This window comes from Comamonas sp. A7-5 (assembly GCF_039581385.1).
Taxonomy (GTDB): domain Bacteria; phylum Pseudomonadota; class Gammaproteobacteria; order Burkholderiales; family Burkholderiaceae_C; genus Comamonas; species Comamonas thiooxydans.
Genome location: NZ_JBCPWO010000003.1, coordinates 194,553 through 213,397 on the forward strand (window position 1 = coordinate 194,553; position 18,845 = coordinate 213,397).

Sequence of the window (18,845 nt, forward strand, 5' to 3'; positions counted from 1 at the left end):
GCGATGTGGACTCAATCAACATTGAAATCCTTGCTCAAAAAGCGCTGCAAGCTCACTTATCAGTAGCACTCAGGACATGAGCAGCATCGAGCTCCGAGCCAGGCAGGTTTGAGTAACTACGTATTTGTCACATCAACTTTCCTGCTACAGAATCATGCCCCATGGCCCACGATGATTCCGCAGAGCGCGCTTCCCACAATCCAATAACTTCAGAATCCGGCCAGGTCCCTGCAGGCAAGCTGCTGGAAGATCCCTCGGCCATGAATGACGGCGGCGCGCCGCCTGCCGCAGCCCCGGGCGTCTGGACGCCGCTGGCCACGCCCACCTTCCGCATGCTGTGGATGATCTGGATGACGGCCAATATCTGCATGTGGATGAACGATGTGGCGGCCGCCTGGCTGATGACATCGCTGACCACCTCGCCCGTGCTGGTGGCGCTGGTGCAGTCGGCCTCCACCCTGCCGGTCATGCTGCTGGCCCTTCCCAGCGGGGCGCTGGCCGATATCCTGGACCGACGCCGCTACTTCATCGTCACCCAGTTCTGGGTGGCTGCCGTGGCCCTGCTGCTGTGCCTGGCCGTGCTCTCGGGCCAGCTGACGCCCTATCTGCTGCTGGCCCTGGTGTTTGCCAACGGCATCGGCCTGGCCATGCGCTGGCCGGTGTTCTCGGCGCTGATCCCCGAGCTGGTGCCCAAGCACCATCTGCCTTTTGCGATGGCGCTCAACGGCGTGGCCATGAATGCCTCGCGCATCATCGGCCCGCTGGTGGCGGGTGCCCTCATTGCCAGCCTGGGCAGCGCCTGGGTGTTTGTGCTCAACGCCGTGCTGTCCATCGTCTCGGGCTTTGTGCTGCTGCGCTGGAAGCGCCAGCAGCCCGCCAACCCGCTGGGTCGCGAGCGCCTGGGCTCGGCCATGCGCGTGGGCCTGCAGTTCATCCAGGAGTCGCCGCGCATGCATGCCGTGCTGCTGCGCACCGTCTGCTACTTTCTGCAGGCCGCCGCCATCATGGCCCTGCTGCCGCTGACGGCCCAGCGCCTGGACCACGGCACGGCCAGCAGCGGCAGTGCCGGCACCTTCACGCTGCTGCTGGCCTCCATGGGCGCGGGCGCCATCCTGGGCGCCATGCTTCTGCCGCGCATACGCCAGATGCTGTCGGGCGAGCGCACGGTGCTGGCCGGCGTGGCCGCGCAAAGCCTGGCCACGCTGACCGTGGCCTTCGCCCCCCATATCGCCGTGGCCGTGCCGGGCATGATGCTCTCGGGCATGGCCCTGCTGGCCACGGCCAACACGCTGGGCGTGGCCGCGCAGATGGCCCTGCCCAACTGGGTGCGGGCACGCGGCATGTCCATCTACCAGATGTCCATCATGGGCAGCACGGCTATTGGCGCCGCCATCTGGGGCAAGATCGCCAGCCTGGGCTCGGTGCAGATCAGCATGGCCGTGGCCGCCGTCAGCGGGCTGACGGCCCTGCTGATCGTGCAGCGCCTGAACCCGGACCGCGACATCGAGGAAGACCTCAGCCCTTCTCGCGCCTTCACGCCGCCGACGGCAGCGCTGCCGCCCGAAGCCGGCCGCGTGGTGGTGACCATCGAGTACCTGATCGACCCGGCCAGGGCCGGTGCCTTCCGCGATCTGATGCAGCTGAGCCGGCGCAGCCGCCTGCGCCAGGGCGCGCTGTCCTGGAGCCTGCTGCACAGCATGAGCCAGCCCGAGCGCTTCGTGGAGCAGATCACCGACGAATCCTGGACCGAGCATCTGCGCCGCTTCGAGCGCGTGACGACCGCCGATGTGGCGCTGCGCGACCGCAAGCTGAGCTTTCACAAGGGCAAGGAGCCGCCCGTGGTGCAGCGCTACTTCACCGACGCTCTTTAAAAGAGAGCTGCCAGCGCTTTCATTTCAATGATTTCAGATGGTTATCCATTGAAACCCATTGACTGACAAGCGCTGGCAGCTCCTGTTTTTAGCATCAGCGCAGATGCGGTGCCGATCCGGCCAAGGCCTTGGGCCAGAAGGCCCAGAGCTTGAGCGGCTGCTTGATGCGGCCCGCCACATCGCCGGCCTCGGCCCCCCAGCCCATGAAATAGTCGGCGCGCACGGCGCCCAGAATGGCGCTGCCCGTATCCTGCGCGAACACCAGGCGGTTGAGCGAGACCGTGGGGCCGGGCGTGGACAGCCAGACCGGCGTGCCATAGGGGATGCTGTTGCGATCCACGGCAATCGAGCGGCCCGGCGTCAGTGCCACGCCCTGGGCGCCCTTGGGACCGAACTGGGCATCGAAGTCATTGAGCGCCTCCTCGCGGAAGAACACATAGCGCGGATTGCTCCAGAGCATCTCGTTGACACGCGAGGGATTGGCGGCAATCCAGGCACTGATGCCGGGCCAGGTGGCATCGCGCACCAGGTTCTGGTCGAGCAGCCAGCGGCCCACGCTCTTGTAGGGCTGATCGTTCGTGCCGGCATAGGCCACGCGGATCATGCGCTGGCGGCCGTCGGCCTCGGTCAGCATCAGCCGGCCCGAGCCCTGGATATGCAGCACCAGCATGTCCACCGGGTCGCGCAGCCAGGCAATGGCACGGCCGGCCAGGGCGGCCTGCGCCTCGGAGTTGGTGTCGATCTGCTGGCGCGTGAACCAGGGCTTGCGCTTGCCAAAGCCCTGCGGAACCTGATAGATGGGCACGTTGAAGCCGTTGCCCTGCACACGGCGCGCCTCGTACAAGGGCTCGTAATAGGCGGTCAGCATGCCGTCGGGGCTGCCCGTGGTCGCTTCGATGCGATAGGGCTGCAGCGTGTTCATCATCCAGCTGCGCTGCTCGTCTTCCGAGGCAATGCTCAGCCTTCGTACCTCGCCGCACAGATTGGCAAACACGGTGCTGGGACGCTCGCAGTTCTTGATCCAGGCATTCCAGGCCTCGTTCAGGGAATCCTGGGGCACGCCGGGCAACTCGCCCCAGTCCACCGCCACCCAGCGGCTTTTAGTCGGTACATTGGCGGTGAACGGCGGCTTGGCTGCGGAAGCCGACCCGCCATGCGGAGCCATCTCGGGCACCGATGCCGGGTCGTTTTGCTGCTTGGTGGTGGTGCATGCCACCAGGGTTCCTACAATCAGCGCCAGTGAAGCACGGCGCAGGAGATGGAAATTCATGGGTCTGATTTTGCTTGAAGCACTGCTGGCATTGGCCATTTTGGTCGCTATTGTGTGGTGGACCATGTTCTCAGGTCGAAAAAAGGGTGAGTTGCCGGCCCCGGTCGAGCCTGCGCCGCACAAAGAAGTGCTTGCAGACCCCGAACAAGATCGCTCTAATCAAGCTTAGCCCATGGCGCTGCAGCCACTGCAGCGCGGACCGGATGTGACAATCTTTTGCATCAGAAACCGCGCGCTGGCACGCGTCCTACTTTTTTCGGTTTCTCTTGGCAGTACGCTCAAGGCCTTGCAGCTTTTACGCGAAGCTGGTTTGCAAGACCCTCCGGGTCGTTCATCAAACTAAGGAGTTTTCTATGCGCAAGCAAATGGCTGTGACGGCCGCTCTGGCCTCTGCATTGTTGATCACCGGCTGCGCCAATACCGGCGGCATGTCGGACACCACGCGTCGTACTGCCACCGGTGCAGGCGTGGGCGCACTGGGCGGCGCTGCCATCGGCGCCATTGCTGGCGGCCATGCCGGCAAGGGTGCACTGATCGGTGCCGGTGTCGGCGCCCTGGGCTCCTATATCTGGTCGCAAAACCTCGAGAAGCAAAAGCGTGAAATGGAAGCCGCGACCCAGGGCACAGGCGTGGGCGTGACACAGACCGCGGACAACCAGCTCAAGCTGGACATCCCCAGCGACATCTCCTTTGACACCGGCCGCGCCGACATCAAGGGCAACTTCGCCCCCATCCTCGATCGCTTTGCCGAAGGTCTGCGCAACAACCCCAACGCAGAAGTGCGCATCATCGGTCACACCGACAGCACAGGCTCCGATGCCATCAACAACCCTCTGTCGCTGCAGCGCGCCGAGAGCACCCGCAACTATCTGACATCGCGTGGCGTCAACGGCGCCCGCATCCAGGTGCAGGGCATGGGCTCGCACCAGCCCGTGGCTTCCAATGCCACCAACGAAGGCCGTGCGCGCAACCGCCGCGTGGAAATCTTCGTGGGCGAGCGTGCGCCTCAATAAACCAGCGCGAGACCAGCAAAAAGCCCCGCCAAGCGGGGCTTTTTTCATCTCGGGGAGGCTTGCTTCCGCTCAGGCGTTGCGCAGCAGATTGGCCAGCTCCACGGCCGACTTGACCTGCATCTTGTCGAAGACACGCGCCCGGTGCACTTCCACGGTGCGCACGCTGATATCGAGCTGATCGGCAATCAGCTTGTTCGGCACGCCCTCGACGACCAGCTTCATCACGTCTTTCTCGCGATCGGTGAGCTCGTCCAAGCGACTGCGCACCTCTTCGCGCGCCTGCAAGGCGGCCAGATGCTCGGCTGACAGCGCCAGCGCCTGCTCCACCCGGTCCACCAGCGCGTTGTCGGAAAACGGCTTCTCGCAGAAATCGAAGGCACCGCGCTTGACCGTATCCACGGCCGTCGGCACATCGGCATGGCCGGTCAGAAAGATCACGGGCATGGCCTCGATCTGGCCGCGCTCCAGCATGCGGTTGAACAGCGACAGCCCGCTCATGCCCGTCATGCGCATATCGAGCAGCAGGCAACAGGGCCGGCGCGTCACGGGGCTGGTCTGCAGCACGGCCTGCTCGAATTCTTCGGCGTTGCGATAGCACTCGCTCAGCAATCTGCGCGAACGCAGCAGCCATGCCAATGCCTCTCGGACATCGGCATCGTCGTCCACCACGTAGACGGTAGCGTCGGTTACAGGTTCCATGAAGCCTAGTTCTCTCTGGGTTCCCAGTGGGCCGGAAGCGTGAAGACAAACTCCGTGCCCTGCGGGAGGTGCGGGCGGTAATCAAGGTGACCACCATGTTGCTCCACCACCGTGCGGCACAGACTCAGGCCCAGGCCCATGCCTTCGGTGCGCGTGGTGAAGAAGGGGGTGAACAGCTGCTCGGCGACTTCCGCAGAAATGCCGGCGCCGCAGTCCATGATGGAAAATTCTACCCAACGCGCGTTATTACCGTCAGAACTGCGCCTGACAGCCATGGTCAACACCCTCTCCTTGAGCTCGGGCAGGTCCATGGCCTGCATGCCGTTGCGCGCCAGATTGAGCAGCACCTGCTCGACCATGGTGACATCGCACAGCACCCCCGGCAGATCGGGCTCCAGCTCCAGCTGCACAGTTGCATTGAGCTTGTGCGCCTGCAGATAGACCAGAGGCATGACGGCATCGATCAGCTCCACGGGCTGCACCACCTCTCTGGACTTGTCGCGCCGGCGCACGAAATCGCGCACGCTCTTGATGACCTTGCCTGCACGGTCGGCCTGAAAACCGATGCGCTCCAGAGCCATGCGCAAGTCCTTGAGATGCGGGACCTGAGGGTCGGTCGGCTCATGCTCCAGCAGATTGAGCGAGCCCGTGGCATAGCTGGAAATGGCGGCCAGCGGCTGTGTCAGCTCATGACTGAGCATGGAGGCCATCTCGCCCACCGTCGCAAGGCGTGCCGTGGCCTGCAGGCGCTCCTGGGAGGCACGCGACATCTCCTCCATGCGGCGCTGCTCGCTGATATCGATGAAAGCACTCATCCAGCCCGTGTGCTGGCCCTGGGCAGTGATCAGTGGCGCCTCGAAAATCAGCACCGGAAAGCGCGAGCCGTCCTTGCGCATGAACACGCTCTCGTGGCCCTGGCGCGGTGTGGGCAGCAGGCCGGCAAGACGCTGATCGCGCCGGCTCACATATTCCTGGGCCAGCTCGGGCGGCCAGTAAGGCGCCACATTGAGGCCCAGCAGCTCCTGCGCGCTGAAGCCCACCATATTGCAGAAGGCCGGGTTCACATAGGTGATGCGTCCCTGGAGATCGCGTGCACGCATGCCCGTGACCAGAGAGTCCTCCATGGCCTTGCGAAAGGCCAGCGCATCGCCCAGATCGCGCTCCGCCCGCAGGCGGCGGCGGTTGTCGCGCACCAGCACCACCACCACAGTCACCAGCGCGATCGACATGCCGGTCACCAGCGCCGTCATCACATTCGGAAAGACGCTGGGTGCGTGATGCCAGCTGTCCATGCGCAGCACCAGGGTGTTGCCCGGCAGATCCAGCAACTGCTGGGCCGTGAACATGCGCGAGCCGCGCCAGGCCGCCCCCACCATGGCCAGACGCGTGCCGTCCGGCTCGGTGAACGAAACCTCCTGGGTGCGCGGCAGGGATTTGCCCACCTGGGCCATCAGAATGCCCTGCAGGCTGTACGTGCCCAGCACATAGCCCACCACATGGCCGTTCTCCGTCAGCGGCATGCAGACCTGCATGGTCTCCGTGCCCAGGCCCTCGCCCAGCAGCTGGAAGCGGCTGGGCGAGTACGATGGCCCGTTGACGCGCCTGGCCTGGGTACAGGTCAGTGCCTCGCCCGAATGCAGCTCGGGCAAATGGCTTTCGTCCTCGACCAGCAAGGTGCGATAAGGCGTCTCGGCATGCTCGATGAGACGCATGTTTTCACCGCGCCATTCGATGCGCATCAGGTCGCGGCGCTGCTGCAGCAGCTCGGTCGCATGCTCGCGCCAGGCGGCATGCTTGCTGCTGTAGGCGCTCAGCGCCAGCAGGTCCTGCAGATTGCGGCCCAGCGCTGCACGGATATCGCCGACCGCATTGGCGGTGTCGCGCTCCAGCTTTTCCTGCACCTGCGAGGCCTCATAGCGTCCGGCCAGCCAGACCATGGTGACCAGCATGCTGACCACCAGTGCCACCAGCAAGGTCCATAGCGACCAGCGCTTCCAGGCCATACGCCAGCGCCGCCAGGGCCAGTGGGCGGGATGGTCCTCGGGCAGTGCGTCAAGAGCGGTATTCAGCGGATCAGTCACAGCACACGATGGGTCAAGGCCGGCAATTGCTGGCGCACCTGCAGCAGGCGGTCATGATTGAGCTCTCCCGCCACCACGCCGGTGCCGCTGGCCTGCAGGCCCTGCACCTCGCCCCAGGGGTCGATCAGCAGGCTGTGGCCCCAGGTGCGGCGACCGTTTTCATGCACGCCGCCCTGGCCCGGTGCCAGCACATAGGCCAGGTTCTCTATCGCCCGCGCCCGCAGCAGCACCTCCCAGTGCGCCTGGCCCGTGGTGTAGGTGAAGGCACTTGGCACCAGCAGCAGGTCGGCCCCCTGTGCGCTGAGCGCGCGGTACAGCTCGGGAAAGCGAAGGTCATAGCAGACACTCAGGCCCAGGCGCCAGTTCACGCCATTTCTGGCCTGTATGTCGCAGACCACGGGCTGGCTGCCCGCCTGCACCACGGCGGCCTCGGTATAGCTCTCGCGCCCGTTGTCGAACTGAAAGAGGTGGATCTTGTCGTAGCGGGCCACGCATTCGCCCTCGGGCGAATAGACCAGACTGGTGTTGAGCACATGGCTGTCGTCAGCGGCCTGCAGCGGCAGCGTGCCGGCCACCACCCACAGCTGCAGCTGCCTGGCAGCCCCGGCCATGAAGTCCTGGATCGGCCCCTGGCCAAAATCCTCCCGATAGGCCAGCTTGTCGGTGTCCCTGGCTCCCATGGCACAGAAATACTCGGGCAGCACCACCAGCTCCGCACCCAGGGCGGCAGCCTGCTGCATCAGGCTGCGCGCCTGCGCCAGATTGGCTGCGACGTCCTGACCCGAGACCATTTGTAGAGCGGCAATCTTCATGGCTTCTCCTCTGAGCTTGGAGCGGCAGCGGGCTGCTTGCCGGCATCGTCGGCTCCGGCCTTGGGCACGCTGCGCCTGGGCAGCTCGGTCACCTGCGGGTCTTCCCAGCTGCCGTGGATATGGAACTCCTTGGTCGTGGCCGCAATCAGCGGGCCACGCAGAATCATCTGTGCCAGAAAGCTGCTCAGCCCCACCACGGGATTGATGGCCGTCGCAACCAGGGAGGCGGACAGGGCGTTGATCTCCGGCACCACCACCACATGCAGGTCCTGGGTTTCCTTGTCAATATCGGCAGAGCCCTCCATCAGCACGGCCGCGTTCACGCCCTTCATCTGCATGTTATTCGTCTTGGCAATGCCGCGCTCTATGGTGACATCGCCTCGCATGAAGTCGAACGAGAAGCCGTTGCGGAACACGTCGCGGAAATCCAGCGTCAGCCGCCTGGGCAAGGACTGCAGGCTGAGCACGCCCAGCAGCTTGGCCAGTCCCGGATCGGCCTTGAGGAACTGGCCTTTTTGCACCTCCAGATGCACGGCACCGGACATGGTCTTGAACTCCGGCGTCACGGGCGCTCCTGTCCAGCTGATTTCACCCTGCAGCTGGCCCTGTCCATTGGCAACCACGCCAGGCATGTCAAAGCGATTGAGCAGCTTGCCCACATCGCGCAGATTGAGCTGGAACTGCAGCTGGGTCTGCCCCGGGTGCTTCTTGTCACTGGAGCGCAGCCCCCAGGAGCCCTGGGCCGTCAACGTCGCCTCGGGCGTGCTGATATTGAAGCGCGACAGCTGCCATTCGCGCTGCCCCGCGCCGACGGACAGCCCGTGATTGCGCGCCACCACATCCAGCTTGCCCAGCGAACGCTTGCCCAGCTGGAAGTCGTCCACACTGACCTGCAAGGCCGGTAACTCGCGCACATTGCCGGTCTGTTCCGCAGCAGCATCCAGCCCTTCGTCCGGGCCGTCGGGAATGCTCAGACGCGAGAGCTTGGCGATGACAAGGCCGCCCGGCTCCTGCGCAGAGGGCTCGCGATACTCCACACGCCCTGCCAGCTCGCGTGACTGGATCTGGTTGATCCAGACCTTGCTGGCATGGCTGAGCTGCAGGGATACATCGTGCAGCGAACGGCCATGGAGCTTCACCTCGCGCGCCTGGAGCGCCAGCTGCTGCGGCACAAACTGGCGCCAGCTCTCTTCCTCGGCACCGGGGCCATCGGCAGCGCCCCCTGTGCCATCGGGCCACAAACGACTCCAGGCATCCAGATCAAGCACCGGCAGTTGCACCCTGGCCTGCAGGCCGGCAGGCGGCAACACGGCTTCCGCCGTGCCCGACTCCACCAGCTCCAGGCTGCCGCGTGTGATGCGGGCCTGAGCCCCGCTGATATCGCGCTCCAGCAAAGCTGCGGCGTGATTGCCCCATTGCACGCCGAACTGATCGGTCAGCGGCTTGGCCACGGCTGGCACCGTGCGGTTGACACGCAAGGCCAGGGAGCTGTCGGCCGCCTTGCCCAATGGAGCTGGCAACATGACCGCCATGCCCTGCAGGTCGGACTGCAGACTGATTTCCGGCACGCTGTGCAGCACCTTGATCTGCAAGCCATAACGGGCCTGGCCCTGCAGATGCTTGCCCAGAGCCACCAGTTCGCTCATCTCCTTGGCATCACGCAGGCCCTGGGCCGTGGCAATGCCGTCCACACGCACTTGCACCGGGGCCGTGGCGGCGTCGGCGGCAGGCTTCATGCCGCCCTCGATGCGCACATCACCGCCCAGCGCTCTGGCCTGCACGCCCGAGAGCTGAAAGCCGGTCTCCGAAAACTGCACATTGCCGCGCAGTTGGCTGAGTGTGGGCACCTCGGGCATCAGCTGCAGCGTATTGCCCGCCAGCGCCACTTCACCCTGTACCTTGCTGCGCTCCATATGCATGGTGGGCAGATGCAGCCTGAGGCTGAGCCTGGCATTGCCCGTGGCCTTGCTGCCATCCAGAGCATGGGCAGTCAGCGCAGACAGCGCAGAGCCTTGGACCAGGTTCAGCATATCGCCCAGGGCTCCATGAGCCTTGGCGTTGACCTCCACCTCGGTCAGGTTCCAGTCGGCCACTCCGGCCTGCGCTTCATCAACCACGATGGCGGTATGCCCCAGAAAGCCCTTGGCCTTGCGCACCTGCATGGAGTTGCGGTCGAACACCAGCTCGCCCGACAGCCTGGTCAGCGGCGGCCAGGGCTTTTCGCCAGGGCCCAGCAGATAGCCGGGCACAAACTGGTAGTTCACATCATGCACCTGGGCACTGATGTGGAATTCGCCCTTGCCCGGTTTTTCAAACGGCACATGCTCGAGCTCGCCCTTGACGCGGAAGTTCACTGCACTGGCCTGACCCGTGGTGATGGCCTCGCGCACATAGCGCAGCGCATCGCTGCCCAGATCCTGGGGCAGATAGCGATAAATGCGTTCCCCCTTGGCGCGGCTGAGCTGCCCCTGCAGATCCAGCAGCCCCGGAAAGCGCGGCTGCTCCTTGGTCCCGGCACCGGACTGCCAGCTGGCCTGGGCCTGGCCGGCCGTGTCCTCATTGGCGAAACGCAGCCGGGGCACTTGCACCTTGATGGACTGGCCCTTGTCCAGCACCTGCCAGCGCACCAGGCTGTCGAACTGGTCGAACGGAATATCGGGGTCTTCAAACACTCCGGGGAAGCTCAGCATGGCCTGATTGGCGGCCGCCGTCTTGATCAGCGTTGCCTCGCCGCTGTCCTGGTCCAGGCTGAACTTTCCACTCAGCCCCCGCACACCGGGAATGCCTATGCTGTGCGGGCCCTCCTGCGAAGCCTGGGAACGCAATCCCAGCTGCTCGAACCGCCCCGAAGCCTTGTACTGGGCCAGCTGCTGCAGAGGTCCGCGCCATGACAGCTTGAGATCACTCAGCTGTCCTGCCGGCGCAAGCGCTTTGAGCTGGGTCTGCACGGACTCCGGCAGAGGCAGACGCTGCAGCATCTGCGCCGCAATGGCCAGGTCGATGCCATCGGCCTGAACCTCGCCATGCTCGCCCTGGCTGCCCTGCTCGGAAGCGCCGGTCGGCACATAGCGCAGGCTGAAATCGCCTCTGGGCCAGTTCAGCCCGTCATCGGCCGTGAACTGCAAACCCTGGACGGAAAACTGGTAACCGTTCTGGTTCTTGGCCCGCAGGCGCCCCCGCAAGGCCTGCAGGGCCAGGGGCTCAGGTCTGTCTCGCCATTGGAGTTGCAGCGCCTGTACCGCGACATCGGCCACCCCGCCCACGGGCTGTCCGTGATCCACATCCAGCCAGGCCCTGACCGAGCCCTTGCCCTGCTGCAGCTTCCAGTCCTGCGGACCCAGATACTGGCCCAGATGGGACAGATCGATATGCGTGAAGTCCAGATAAGCCTGTCCGCTCCAGCGCTCCAGACGCCCTTCATGCACCGACAGCAAAGGCTCCTTGAAGTTGCCCATGACCGTGAAGCGCTGGCCCCAGCCCTGCGGCGGCGTGGCATCCAGCCGCAGGGAGTGATGCCAGCGCTTGTTGCGCAGCACCAGATCCACATCCTGCAGTTGCAAGGGCGCGGCATTGCGCAGCTCGTCCACCCACTGCAGCTTGCCGCTGCGGATGGCGATTTCGGGCTGGGAGAAGATCCAGTCGGAGTCGGTTCCCTGCCCCGGATCGGATGACACGGCAATACCGGCCACAAAGATCTGGCCGTCTGCATCGCGACGGACCGTCAGATCCGGCCCTTCCAGATATATCTGCTCGATGCCCAGGGTCATCAGCGAATGGGCAGAGACCGCCACCACCACCTTGGGCAGCAGCAAGGCCTCACTCTTGTTCGCAGGGTCATGCAGGACCACGTCGCCCAGCTCGAAAGTCGGCACCAGACCCGAGCGGTAAGCATTCAGCCTGCCAATGGAAACCGGTACACCCAGGCTGCGTGAGGCCAGGGATTCCAGCTCGGGGCGCCACTGTTCGATTCGCGGCACAATCCAGAAATGGAGCACCCCCCACACGGTGGCCAGCAGCAGCCACAGGCTAAGGACCAGTCCCAGAGACCACCGTGCCAAGCTGGCCAGCCTATGAATTTGGCGAGTTGGGAGTGGTTTCGGTTCGATCATCGGTGGCCTAGCAATGGCAGGAATTATGACCGGCGCCCCGTGCGCGTTTCGGTAACCACACGTTGCCGGGCTGATTACCTGCCTGCCTGACATCATTTTTCACGGTCCGCATGCAGTCCCCAGAGCAAGCAATGGCAGAAAACGCCCTCAACGTTCCTTCCCCGGCCCTGTACTCGCGCTTTGTGCAGCGTCTTCACCGCCGTTACGAGAACTGGTTTGACGCCTTGCCGCCGGGAGCTCCCGACCGGGCCCTGATGGAACAGGCCCTGGGCACGCTGCAGTCGCGCGGCCTGGATCTCTCCGCGGCGCTACGCGTGCTGCGCCAGCTGGTGATGGAGCGCATCATCGTGCTGGACTGCGAACAGAACGCTGCTCTTGGCGTGGTGACCAAGGCCGTCACCGAGCTGGCCGAGCTGGCCCTGGATCGTGCCTGCACCCAGGTACGTGCCGAACTGGATACCCGGCACGGCGCGCCTCAGGGGCCGACAGGTCAGGAAGTCCAGTTTTGGGTCATAGGCATGGGCAAGCTAGGTGCCCGCGAGCTCAATGTCTCCAGTGACATCGACCTGATCTACGTCTACGAACATGACGGCGACACCCGGGGCCAGGCCGACGGCCGCGGCGTGATCTCCAATCACGAGTATTTCGGCCGTGCTGTCAAAGGCATCTTCAGCCTGATCGGCGACACCACCGAGCACGGCTTTGTCTTTCGCGTCGACCTGGCCCTGCGGCCCAACGGCAATTCCGGCGCCCCCGCCGTCTCGCTGTCCTCGCTGGAGGAGTATCTGCAGATTCACGGCCGGGAGTGGGAGCGCTTTGCCTGGCTCAAGAGCCGCATCGTGGCGCCGCAGGCCGATATCCAGACCCCCAACGTCCAGGCCCTGCGCGGCGTGGTGCTGCCCTTTGTGTTCCGCCGCTATCTGGACTATTCGGTGTTCGACTCGCTGCGCAGCCTGCACCGCCAGATCCGCGACCACGCCTCCAAGCGCAGTGCGGGCCACCCCGAGCGCGCCAATGACGTCAAGCTCTCGCGCGGCGGCATCCGCGAGATCGAATTCATCGTGCAGCTACTGCAGGTGGTGCGCGGCGGCCAGTTCCCCGAACTGCGCCGTCGCCCCACGCTGGAAGCGCTGCAGCGCCTGGTGCAGGCCAATCTGATGAGCGCCGAGATTGCCGATGCGCTGAGCCGCGCTTATATCTTCTTGCGCCAGGTGGAGCACCGCATCCAGTATCTGGACGATCAGCAGACCCATGTGCTGCCCACACGCGACGATGATCTGCTGTGGATTGCCCGCACCCTGGGCTATGCCGATGCCTGCGGCTTTCTGCACCAGCTGGACGAGCACCGCGAACTGGTGGCACAGGAGTTCGACACCTTGCTCGGCGGCGACTCCCAGCAATGCAGCAACGGCCACTGCAATGCCGCCAAGGCCGCGGCAGGCGGACCGCCCACGCCCAGAGACATCGAAGACCTGATCGAGGCCCTGCCTCCCTCGCTGGCCGGGCAGGTCGCCGACTGGCGCAGCAATACCCGCATCAACGGCCTGCGCGACGAGGCGCGGGCCCGTTTGTTCAGGCTGGTGGAGCGCACCTCGCAATGGGTGGAAAGCGGCCAGTCCAGCGAAGAGGCTGCCAAACGCTTTCTGCAGTGGCTGGAACCCTTGCTGCGCCGCGAAAGCTACCTCGCCTTGCTGCTGGAACGCCCGGCAGTTCACGAGAGGTTGCTACATCTTTTGGGAGCTGCACGCTGGCCTGCACGGTACCTGCAGCAACACCCCGGGGTGATCGACGAGCTGGCCAGCGATGCCATCCTCAAGGAGCGCTTTGTCGCAGCAGACTTCGAGCACGAGCTGGCCATGCGCCTGGCCGCCCTGCAGTCCACGGGCGAGGACGACGATGAAACCCTGCTCAATCTGCTGCGCCGCGCCCACCATGCCGAGGTCTTCCGCACGCTGGCGCGCGATATCGAAGGCCGCATTACCGTAGAGCAAGTGGCAGACGACCTCAGCGCCCTGGCCGACAGCGTGCTGCGCATCACGGCCCAATGGTGCTGGAGCCGGCTCAAGAACCGCCATCGCGATACGCCACGTTTCGGCATCGTGGGCTACGGCAAGCTGGGCGGCAAGGAGCTCGGCTACGGCAGCGATCTGGACATCGTCTTCGTCTTCGATGACGCCGATGAGCGCGCACCCGAGGTCTACGCGGCCTATGTGCGCAAGCTCATCAACTGGCTGACCGTCAAGACCGGTGAAGGCGATCTGTTCGAGATCGACACCGCGCTGCGCCCCAACGGCAACTCGGGCCTGCTGGTGACCAGCTTCGAGTCCTATGCCAATTACCAGCAGCAGCGCGGCAGCAACACCGCCTGGACCTGGGAACACCAGGCCATGACGCGTGCCCGCTTTGTGCTGGGCAGCCGCGACTTTCCCTCGCCGGCTGGCGAACCTGCAACCGATCTGCACCTGCATCAGCGCTTTGATGCGGTGCGCGAAGCCGTCATCACCGCGCCGCGCGATGCCGCTGCTCTGCGCAACGAGATTGAAACCATGCGTGAGCGGGTGCGTGGCGCCCACCCGGTACGCGGCGGCCTGTTTGACGTCAAACACAGCCCCGGCGGCATGGTGGATGTGGAATTTGCCGTGCAGTACCTGGTGCTGGCCGAATCCGGCGCGCACCGCGAGCTGATCGCCAATGTGGGCAATATCGCCTTGCTGCAGCGCGCCGAAGACGCGGGCCTGCTGCCCAAGACAGTGGGCTATGAAGCAGCCAAGGCCTACCGCGAGCTGCGCCGCCTGCAACACGTGGCAAGACTGGACGAGCGCTCCGGACAGCTGGAGCCGGAGCAGGCCCAGGCCCAGCGCGAAGCGGTACTCAAGCTCTGGGCTGCGGTGTTCGGGCCTGTCGCCTCAGCACAAAGCAGCTAACTGTCTCAAGGGACCGGAGATTGGTGAGCACCTGCTTTTCGAAGCACTGGCAGCATCCATCAAGATTTGCCTACAGGCATTGCCAAACTGTTACAAAAATGAAACCCACGGGGGCTGGAACTTCTGCAACAGTGTCTTATCTGATAGTCAAGTGCAATGAACTGACAGGTCTGCATTCACCAATTTCCAGTTGCGAAGCCCTTGGGTACGCCCATTGAACAATCCCCGGAGCGCTTCTCCTCCCTCCCTCTCTTAATTCGTTTCGGGATGCTTCGCAGCTTTTTTATGCCCCAAAAAAGGCCACTTTCGAGTGGCCTTTTCTTTGACGACATGCTGCCACTCAGTGGGGCACGGTGTTCACAAAGCTGGGGCGTGCCGCCAGCTTGATCAGCAAGGCGGCCAGATTCGGATGCTCGACGCGCCAATCCATCTCGGGAAAGCGGAAATCCAGCCAGGCCAGGGCACAGCCGACGCTGATATCGGCCAGCGTCAGATGCGTGCCTCCGCAGCAAAACGGCTTCTCGCCCAGGCCCTGAGACATGACCTTGAGCGCGGCCTGGACCTTGCCCATCTGGCGGTCCATCCAGGCCTGGCTGCGCTGCTCTGCGCTGCGGCCGGGCCAGGTGGCCTCCAGCCGCACCAGAACCGCAGCGTCCAGCATGCCGTCAGCCAGGGCCTCCCAGGTCTTGACCTCGGCGCGCTCGCGGCCCGTGCCCGGAATCAGCTTGCCGACCGGCGAAAGTGTGTCCAGATATTCGACGATGACACGCGAATCGAACATGGCTTCCGTGCCGTCCATCACCAGACGCGGCACCTTGCCCAGAGGATTGCCCGTACCCGGCGCAAGCGCTTCCTCCCAGGGGTTTTCTTCGACAAATTGATAGTCCAGCTTCTTTTCGGCCAGCACGACGCGGACTTTGCGCACAAAGGGGCTGGTGGTGGAGCCTATTAGTTTCATAGCAGCGGTTCCATGACACGAGTCACCGGCGACGGGCCGGTGCGATGATTCTATGCGCTGGCATGGCGGCACGGCTGCCGCCGCAAAGGGCCGGCATGCATGCCGGCCGCGGCCGCCGAGCAACCCAGCGCGGCGTGCGACTGATGCAGCGCACCTACAATTGCGCCACCATGAACCTGTCCTCCCTCACCGCCATCTCTCCCTTGGACGGCCGCTACGCCGCCAAGCTGTCCGCACTGCGCCCCATCATGAGCGAATACGGCTATATGCACCGCCGTGTTCAGGTCGAGGTGACCTGGTTCATCGCCCTATCCGATGCCGGCTTTGCCGAATTCCCCGCGCTGTCGGCCGAATCGCGCGACTATCTGCACGCGCTGGTCGCCAACTTCTCCGAAGCCGATGCCGACGCCATCAAGGCCATCGAAAAGACCACCAACCACGACGTGAAGGCCGTGGAGTACTGGATCAAGTCCAAGTTCGATGGCCGCGCCGAGCTGCAAAAGGCCGCCGAGTTCGTGCACTTTGCCTGCACCAGCGAAGACATCAACAACACCAGCCACGCCCTGCAGATCCGCGTCGGCCGCGACACCGTGCTGATGCCTGCCATCGACGGCATCATCGCCAAGCTGCGCGAGATGGCCCACCTCTACGCCGAAGTGCCCATGCTCAGCCGCACCCACGGCCAGACCGCCTCTCCCACCACCGTGGGCAAGGAGCTGGCCAACGTGGTCGTGCGCCTGCAAAAGGCTGCTGCCAACATCGCCGGCGTGAAGATTCTGGGCAAGATGAACGGCGCCGTGGGCAACTACAACGCCCACCTGTCGGCCTGGCCCGAGTTCGACTGGGAAGCCTTCAGCCAGAACGTGGTGGAATCCGCCGAGCCCAAGGGCCTGGGCATCAGCTTCCAGCCCTACTCCATCCAGATCGAGCCCCATGACTACATGGCCGAGCTGTTCGATGCCATGGCTCGCACCAACACCATCCTGATCGACCTGTCGCGCGACATCTGGGGCTATGTGTCCCTGGGCTTCTTCAAGCAGCGCCTGAAGGCCGGCGAGATCGGCTCGTCCACCATGCCCCACAAGGTCAATCCCATCGACTTCGAGAACTGCGAAGGCAATCTGGGCATGGCCAACGCCATGCTCAAGCATCTGGCCGAAAAGCTGCCCATCAGCCGCTGGCAGCGTGACCTGACCGACTCCACCGTGCTGCGCAACATCGGCGTTGCCTTCGGCTACACCACGCTGGCCTACGCTTCGCTGATGACCGGCCTGAACAAGCTCGAACTCAACGAAGAGCGCCTGCAGGAAGACCTGAACCACGCCTGGGAAGTGCTGGCCGAGCCCATCCAGACCGTGATGCGCCGCTATGGCGTGCAGGGCGCCTACGAAAAGCTCAAGGAAGTCACGCGCGGCAAGACCGTGCTGGCCGAAGACCTGCACCGCCTGATCAACGGTCTGGAAATCCCCCAGGCCGACAAGGACCGTCTGCTGGCCATGACGCCAGCCTCCTACATCGGCAAGGCTGCCGAGCTGGCCAAGCGCGTTTGAACCGCAAGTTTGATCCGCAAAAAGGATAGCTGCTAGCGCTTGATACTCAAGCATCTCAGCATCAAAGAGCTGCCAAAGCCAATTTTGATTGGCGCTGGCAGCTCTTGTTTTTGATAGTTTTCAAAAGGACTGCCTGCGGGCAGCACCGCCATGGCCATCAAGTCCACCATCTTCAAAGCCAATCTGTCGATTGCCGACATCGACCACAACTACTACGCCGACCACAATCTGACACTGGCGCGCCATCCCAGCGAAACAGATGACCGCATGATGGTGCGCCTGGTGGCCCTGGCGCTGAACGCCTGGAAGCTGCAAGACCTGTGCAATGGTGACGGCACGCTGGGCTTTGGCATTGGTTTGTCCGACCCTGATGATCCGGACGTGCACATCACCGACTACACCGGCCAGAAGCGCCTGTGGATCGAAGTCGGCCAGCCCGACGAAAAGCCCATCACCAAGGCCTGCAACAAGTCCGACCATATGCTGGTCTACCCCTTCAACCACGCCGCCCATGTCTGGTGGAAGGGTCTGGAAGGCAAGCTGGCCCGCCAGAGCAAGCTGGAAGTGCATTACATCGACTCGGAAGTGGCCCAGCAGCTGGGTGCGCTGGCCGAGCGCAGCATGCAGCTGCAGGCCACGATTCAGGAAGGCCAGCTCACACTGTCCAGCAATCTGGGCACGGTGTTTGTCGAGCCCACGCGCTGGAAATAAGCTTCAGAAACTCTGGCCGCGCCGCTCCGCCGCGCGCTCCGCATAGCGGTTGAAGCGCCAGGAGTCGCCCTCGACCGTGATGCGGCGCCATACGGCCCGCTTCTCGGCGGGCTCCATGGCCGTCCAGTACTGCACCTCGTCGAAACTGCGACCGCAGCCCTTGCATTTCTCGTCGCCCTGACTGGTGGAGCAGATGGCAATGCAAGGCGTATCGGGCATGGTGTCAAACCAGGCCAGCCAGGCAGCCATGGCATGTGACGGAAAGCCCTCCACAGCCACCTCGGACTCGCAGGCATGAATCATCAGCGCATACACCTCGGCCAGGGCCTTCACCTCGGGTGCCAGCAACACGCCGTCGGGCGATGGAGCGCGGCCTCGCCAGTAATTGATGGCAGCTTCGATGTCGGTGATGTGAATGGCAGTCATGGAGCAGGCATCATAAGCCGCTGCCATGAGGCCTGCGCCAGCAAGGTTGCTTCGTTTTTGGTAGCTGCCTGCGCTTTGTGCAAAGGCGCCGCAAGACGGCTGCTCAATATAAAACCTGTGAACTAGATGGGGTTTGAAACTTGAAATCCCATGCCTGCTGTGTTGAAATGCGCAGCTTCGAAGGGGAGTAGCTTATCGGGCGCATGTTTTGCGCCATGAGCGGATGGTCGTCAATACGAAGCGCAAGCTTCCGGCCATACGGTTTGCAGTCAGGCTGCAATCGAGCAAGACCTTTGATAGGCCGATGACGGTCAATCAAAGTGTCTGCCCCTGCACGATTCCTCGCGCGGGTTTGCGCTTCGACTTACGTCACCTTGGTCTTCACCCGCTGGCGTCAAGTGCCAAACCTATGCAGACTGCA

General features: G+C 63.9%; 13 protein-coding genes. 6 read left to right on the forward strand and 7 right to left on the reverse strand.

Going from position 1 to position 18,845, the window contains the following annotated elements; genetic code table 11:
* Positions 1–161 precede the first annotated feature (161 nt).
* Positions 162–1,871, forward strand: coding sequence for an MFS transporter (locus AAIL67_RS06470; RefSeq protein ID WP_059440027.1), 1,710 nt, complete (start codon positions 162–164; stop codon positions 1,869–1,871).
* Between the two features lie 94 nt (positions 1,872–1,965).
* Here the strand turns inward: AAIL67_RS06470 and AAIL67_RS06475 are convergent, their stop codons facing one another.
* Positions 1,966–3,141 carry an MltA domain-containing protein gene (locus tag AAIL67_RS06475; protein WP_034351018.1) on the reverse strand — a complete coding sequence of 392 codons (1,176 nt, stop codon included), beginning with the start codon at positions 3,139–3,141 and terminating at the stop codon, positions 1,966–1,968.
* On the opposite strand from AAIL67_RS06475, the gene AAIL67_RS06480 reads away from it, so the two are divergent.
* Together AAIL67_RS06480 and AAIL67_RS06485 are read left to right on the forward strand one after the other, a co-directional pair.
* Complete coding sequence (locus AAIL67_RS06480; protein ID WP_343483613.1) at positions 3,140–3,310, forward strand: hypothetical protein; 171 nt, start codon at positions 3,140–3,142, stop codon at positions 3,308–3,310. The two genes, AAIL67_RS06475 and AAIL67_RS06480, sit on opposite strands and share 2 nt — an antisense overlap.
* Positions 3,311–3,494: 184 nt before the next feature.
* Positions 3,495–4,154, forward strand: a complete 660-nt coding sequence (locus tag AAIL67_RS06485; RefSeq protein ID WP_003066797.1) for an OmpA family protein — start codon at positions 3,495–3,497, stop codon at positions 4,152–4,154.
* A 69-nt stretch (positions 4,155–4,223) separates the two neighbouring features.
* Here AAIL67_RS06485 and AAIL67_RS06490 read toward each other — a convergent pair whose 3' ends face one another.
* From AAIL67_RS06490 to AAIL67_RS06505, 4 genes are read right to left on the reverse strand one after another with little or no spacing between them, the layout of a single operon-like run.
* Positions 4,224–4,853 (reverse strand): response regulator, encoded by a 630-nt coding sequence (locus tag AAIL67_RS06490; protein ID WP_003066795.1) that lies wholly within the window; start codon positions 4,851–4,853, stop codon positions 4,224–4,226.
* 5 nt (positions 4,854–4,858) lie between these two features.
* The gene (locus AAIL67_RS06495; protein WP_003066794.1) at positions 4,859–6,934 is read right to left on the reverse strand and encodes a PAS domain S-box protein; all 2,076 of its coding nucleotides are present in this window, start codon (positions 6,932–6,934) and stop codon (positions 4,859–4,861) included.
* A complete protein-coding gene (locus AAIL67_RS06500; protein ID WP_343483614.1) occupies positions 6,931–7,746 on the reverse strand; it encodes a carbon-nitrogen hydrolase family protein in 816 nt (271 codons plus the stop codon). The genes AAIL67_RS06495 and AAIL67_RS06500 overlap by 4 nt, the downstream gene beginning before the upstream one ends.
* Entirely contained in the window at positions 7,743–11,804 is a 4,062-nt protein-coding gene (locus tag AAIL67_RS06505; protein ID WP_343483615.1) for a YhdP family protein, read from the reverse strand. The genes AAIL67_RS06500 and AAIL67_RS06505 overlap by 4 nt, the downstream gene beginning before the upstream one ends.
* Before the next feature lie 182 nt (positions 11,805–11,986).
* Here AAIL67_RS06505 and glnE point away from each other — a divergent pair, with 182 nt between their 5' ends.
* Positions 11,987–14,779 carry a bifunctional [glutamate--ammonia ligase]-adenylyl-L-tyrosine phosphorylase/[glutamate--ammonia-ligase] adenylyltransferase gene (gene glnE / locus AAIL67_RS06510; protein WP_343483616.1) on the forward strand — a complete coding sequence of 931 codons (2,793 nt, stop codon included), beginning with the start codon at positions 11,987–11,989 and terminating at the stop codon, positions 14,777–14,779.
* Between the two features lie 340 nt (positions 14,780–15,119).
* On the opposite strand, the gene AAIL67_RS06515 is transcribed toward glnE, so the two are convergent.
* On the reverse strand, positions 15,120–15,737 hold the full coding sequence (locus AAIL67_RS06515) for a glutathione S-transferase C-terminal domain-containing protein (RefSeq protein ID WP_343483617.1): 618 nt from the start codon (positions 15,735–15,737) through the stop codon (positions 15,120–15,122).
* Between the two features lie 170 nt (positions 15,738–15,907).
* Between AAIL67_RS06515 and purB the strand changes: the two genes are divergently transcribed.
* Positions 15,908–17,287 (forward strand): adenylosuccinate lyase, encoded by a 1,380-nt coding sequence (purB, locus tag AAIL67_RS06520; protein ID WP_343483618.1) that lies wholly within the window; start codon positions 15,908–15,910, stop codon positions 17,285–17,287.
* Positions 17,288–17,437: 150 nt separating this feature from the next.
* Positions 17,438–17,998, forward strand: coding sequence for a YaeQ family protein (locus tag AAIL67_RS06525; RefSeq protein WP_003072218.1), 561 nt, complete (start codon positions 17,438–17,440; stop codon positions 17,996–17,998).
* A 3-nt stretch (positions 17,999–18,001) separates the two neighbouring features.
* On the opposite strand, the gene AAIL67_RS06530 is transcribed toward AAIL67_RS06525, so the two are convergent.
* A complete protein-coding gene (locus AAIL67_RS06530; protein WP_034351032.1) occupies positions 18,002–18,451 on the reverse strand; it encodes a DUF3717 domain-containing protein in 450 nt (149 codons plus the stop codon).
* Positions 18,452–18,845 lie beyond the last annotated feature (394 nt).

Excerpts from the sequence above, each read along its gene's own strand:
- AAIL67_RS06470 (WP_059440027.1), top strand. The coding sequence starts at position 162 with ATGGCCCACGATGATTCCGCAGAGCGCGCTTCCCACAATCCAATAACT.
- AAIL67_RS06480 (WP_343483613.1), top strand. The coding sequence starts at position 3,140 with ATGGGTCTGATTTTGCTTGAAGCACTGCTGGCATTGGCCATTTTGGTC.
- AAIL67_RS06475 (WP_034351018.1), bottom strand. The coding sequence starts at position 3,141 with ATGAATTTCCATCTCCTGCGCCGTGCTTCACTGGCGCTGATTGTAGGA.
- AAIL67_RS06485 (WP_003066797.1), top strand. The coding sequence starts at position 3,495 with ATGCGCAAGCAAATGGCTGTGACGGCCGCTCTGGCCTCTGCATTGTTG.
- AAIL67_RS06490 (WP_003066795.1), bottom strand. The coding sequence starts at position 4,853 with ATGGAACCTGTAACCGACGCTACCGTCTACGTGGTGGACGACGATGCC.
- AAIL67_RS06500 (WP_343483614.1), bottom strand. The coding sequence starts at position 7,746 with ATGAAGATTGCCGCTCTACAAATGGTCTCGGGTCAGGACGTCGCAGCC.
- glnE (WP_343483616.1), top strand. The coding sequence starts at position 11,987 with ATGGCAGAAAACGCCCTCAACGTTCCTTCCCCGGCCCTGTACTCGCGC.
- AAIL67_RS06515 (WP_343483617.1), bottom strand. The coding sequence starts at position 15,737 with ATGAAACTAATAGGCTCCACCACCAGCCCCTTTGTGCGCAAAGTCCGC.
- purB (WP_343483618.1), top strand. The coding sequence starts at position 15,908 with ATGAACCTGTCCTCCCTCACCGCCATCTCTCCCTTGGACGGCCGCTAC.
- AAIL67_RS06525 (WP_003072218.1), top strand. The coding sequence starts at position 17,438 with ATGGCCATCAAGTCCACCATCTTCAAAGCCAATCTGTCGATTGCCGAC.
- AAIL67_RS06530 (WP_034351032.1), bottom strand. The coding sequence starts at position 18,451 with ATGGCAGCGGCTTATGATGCCTGCTCCATGACTGCCATTCACATCACC.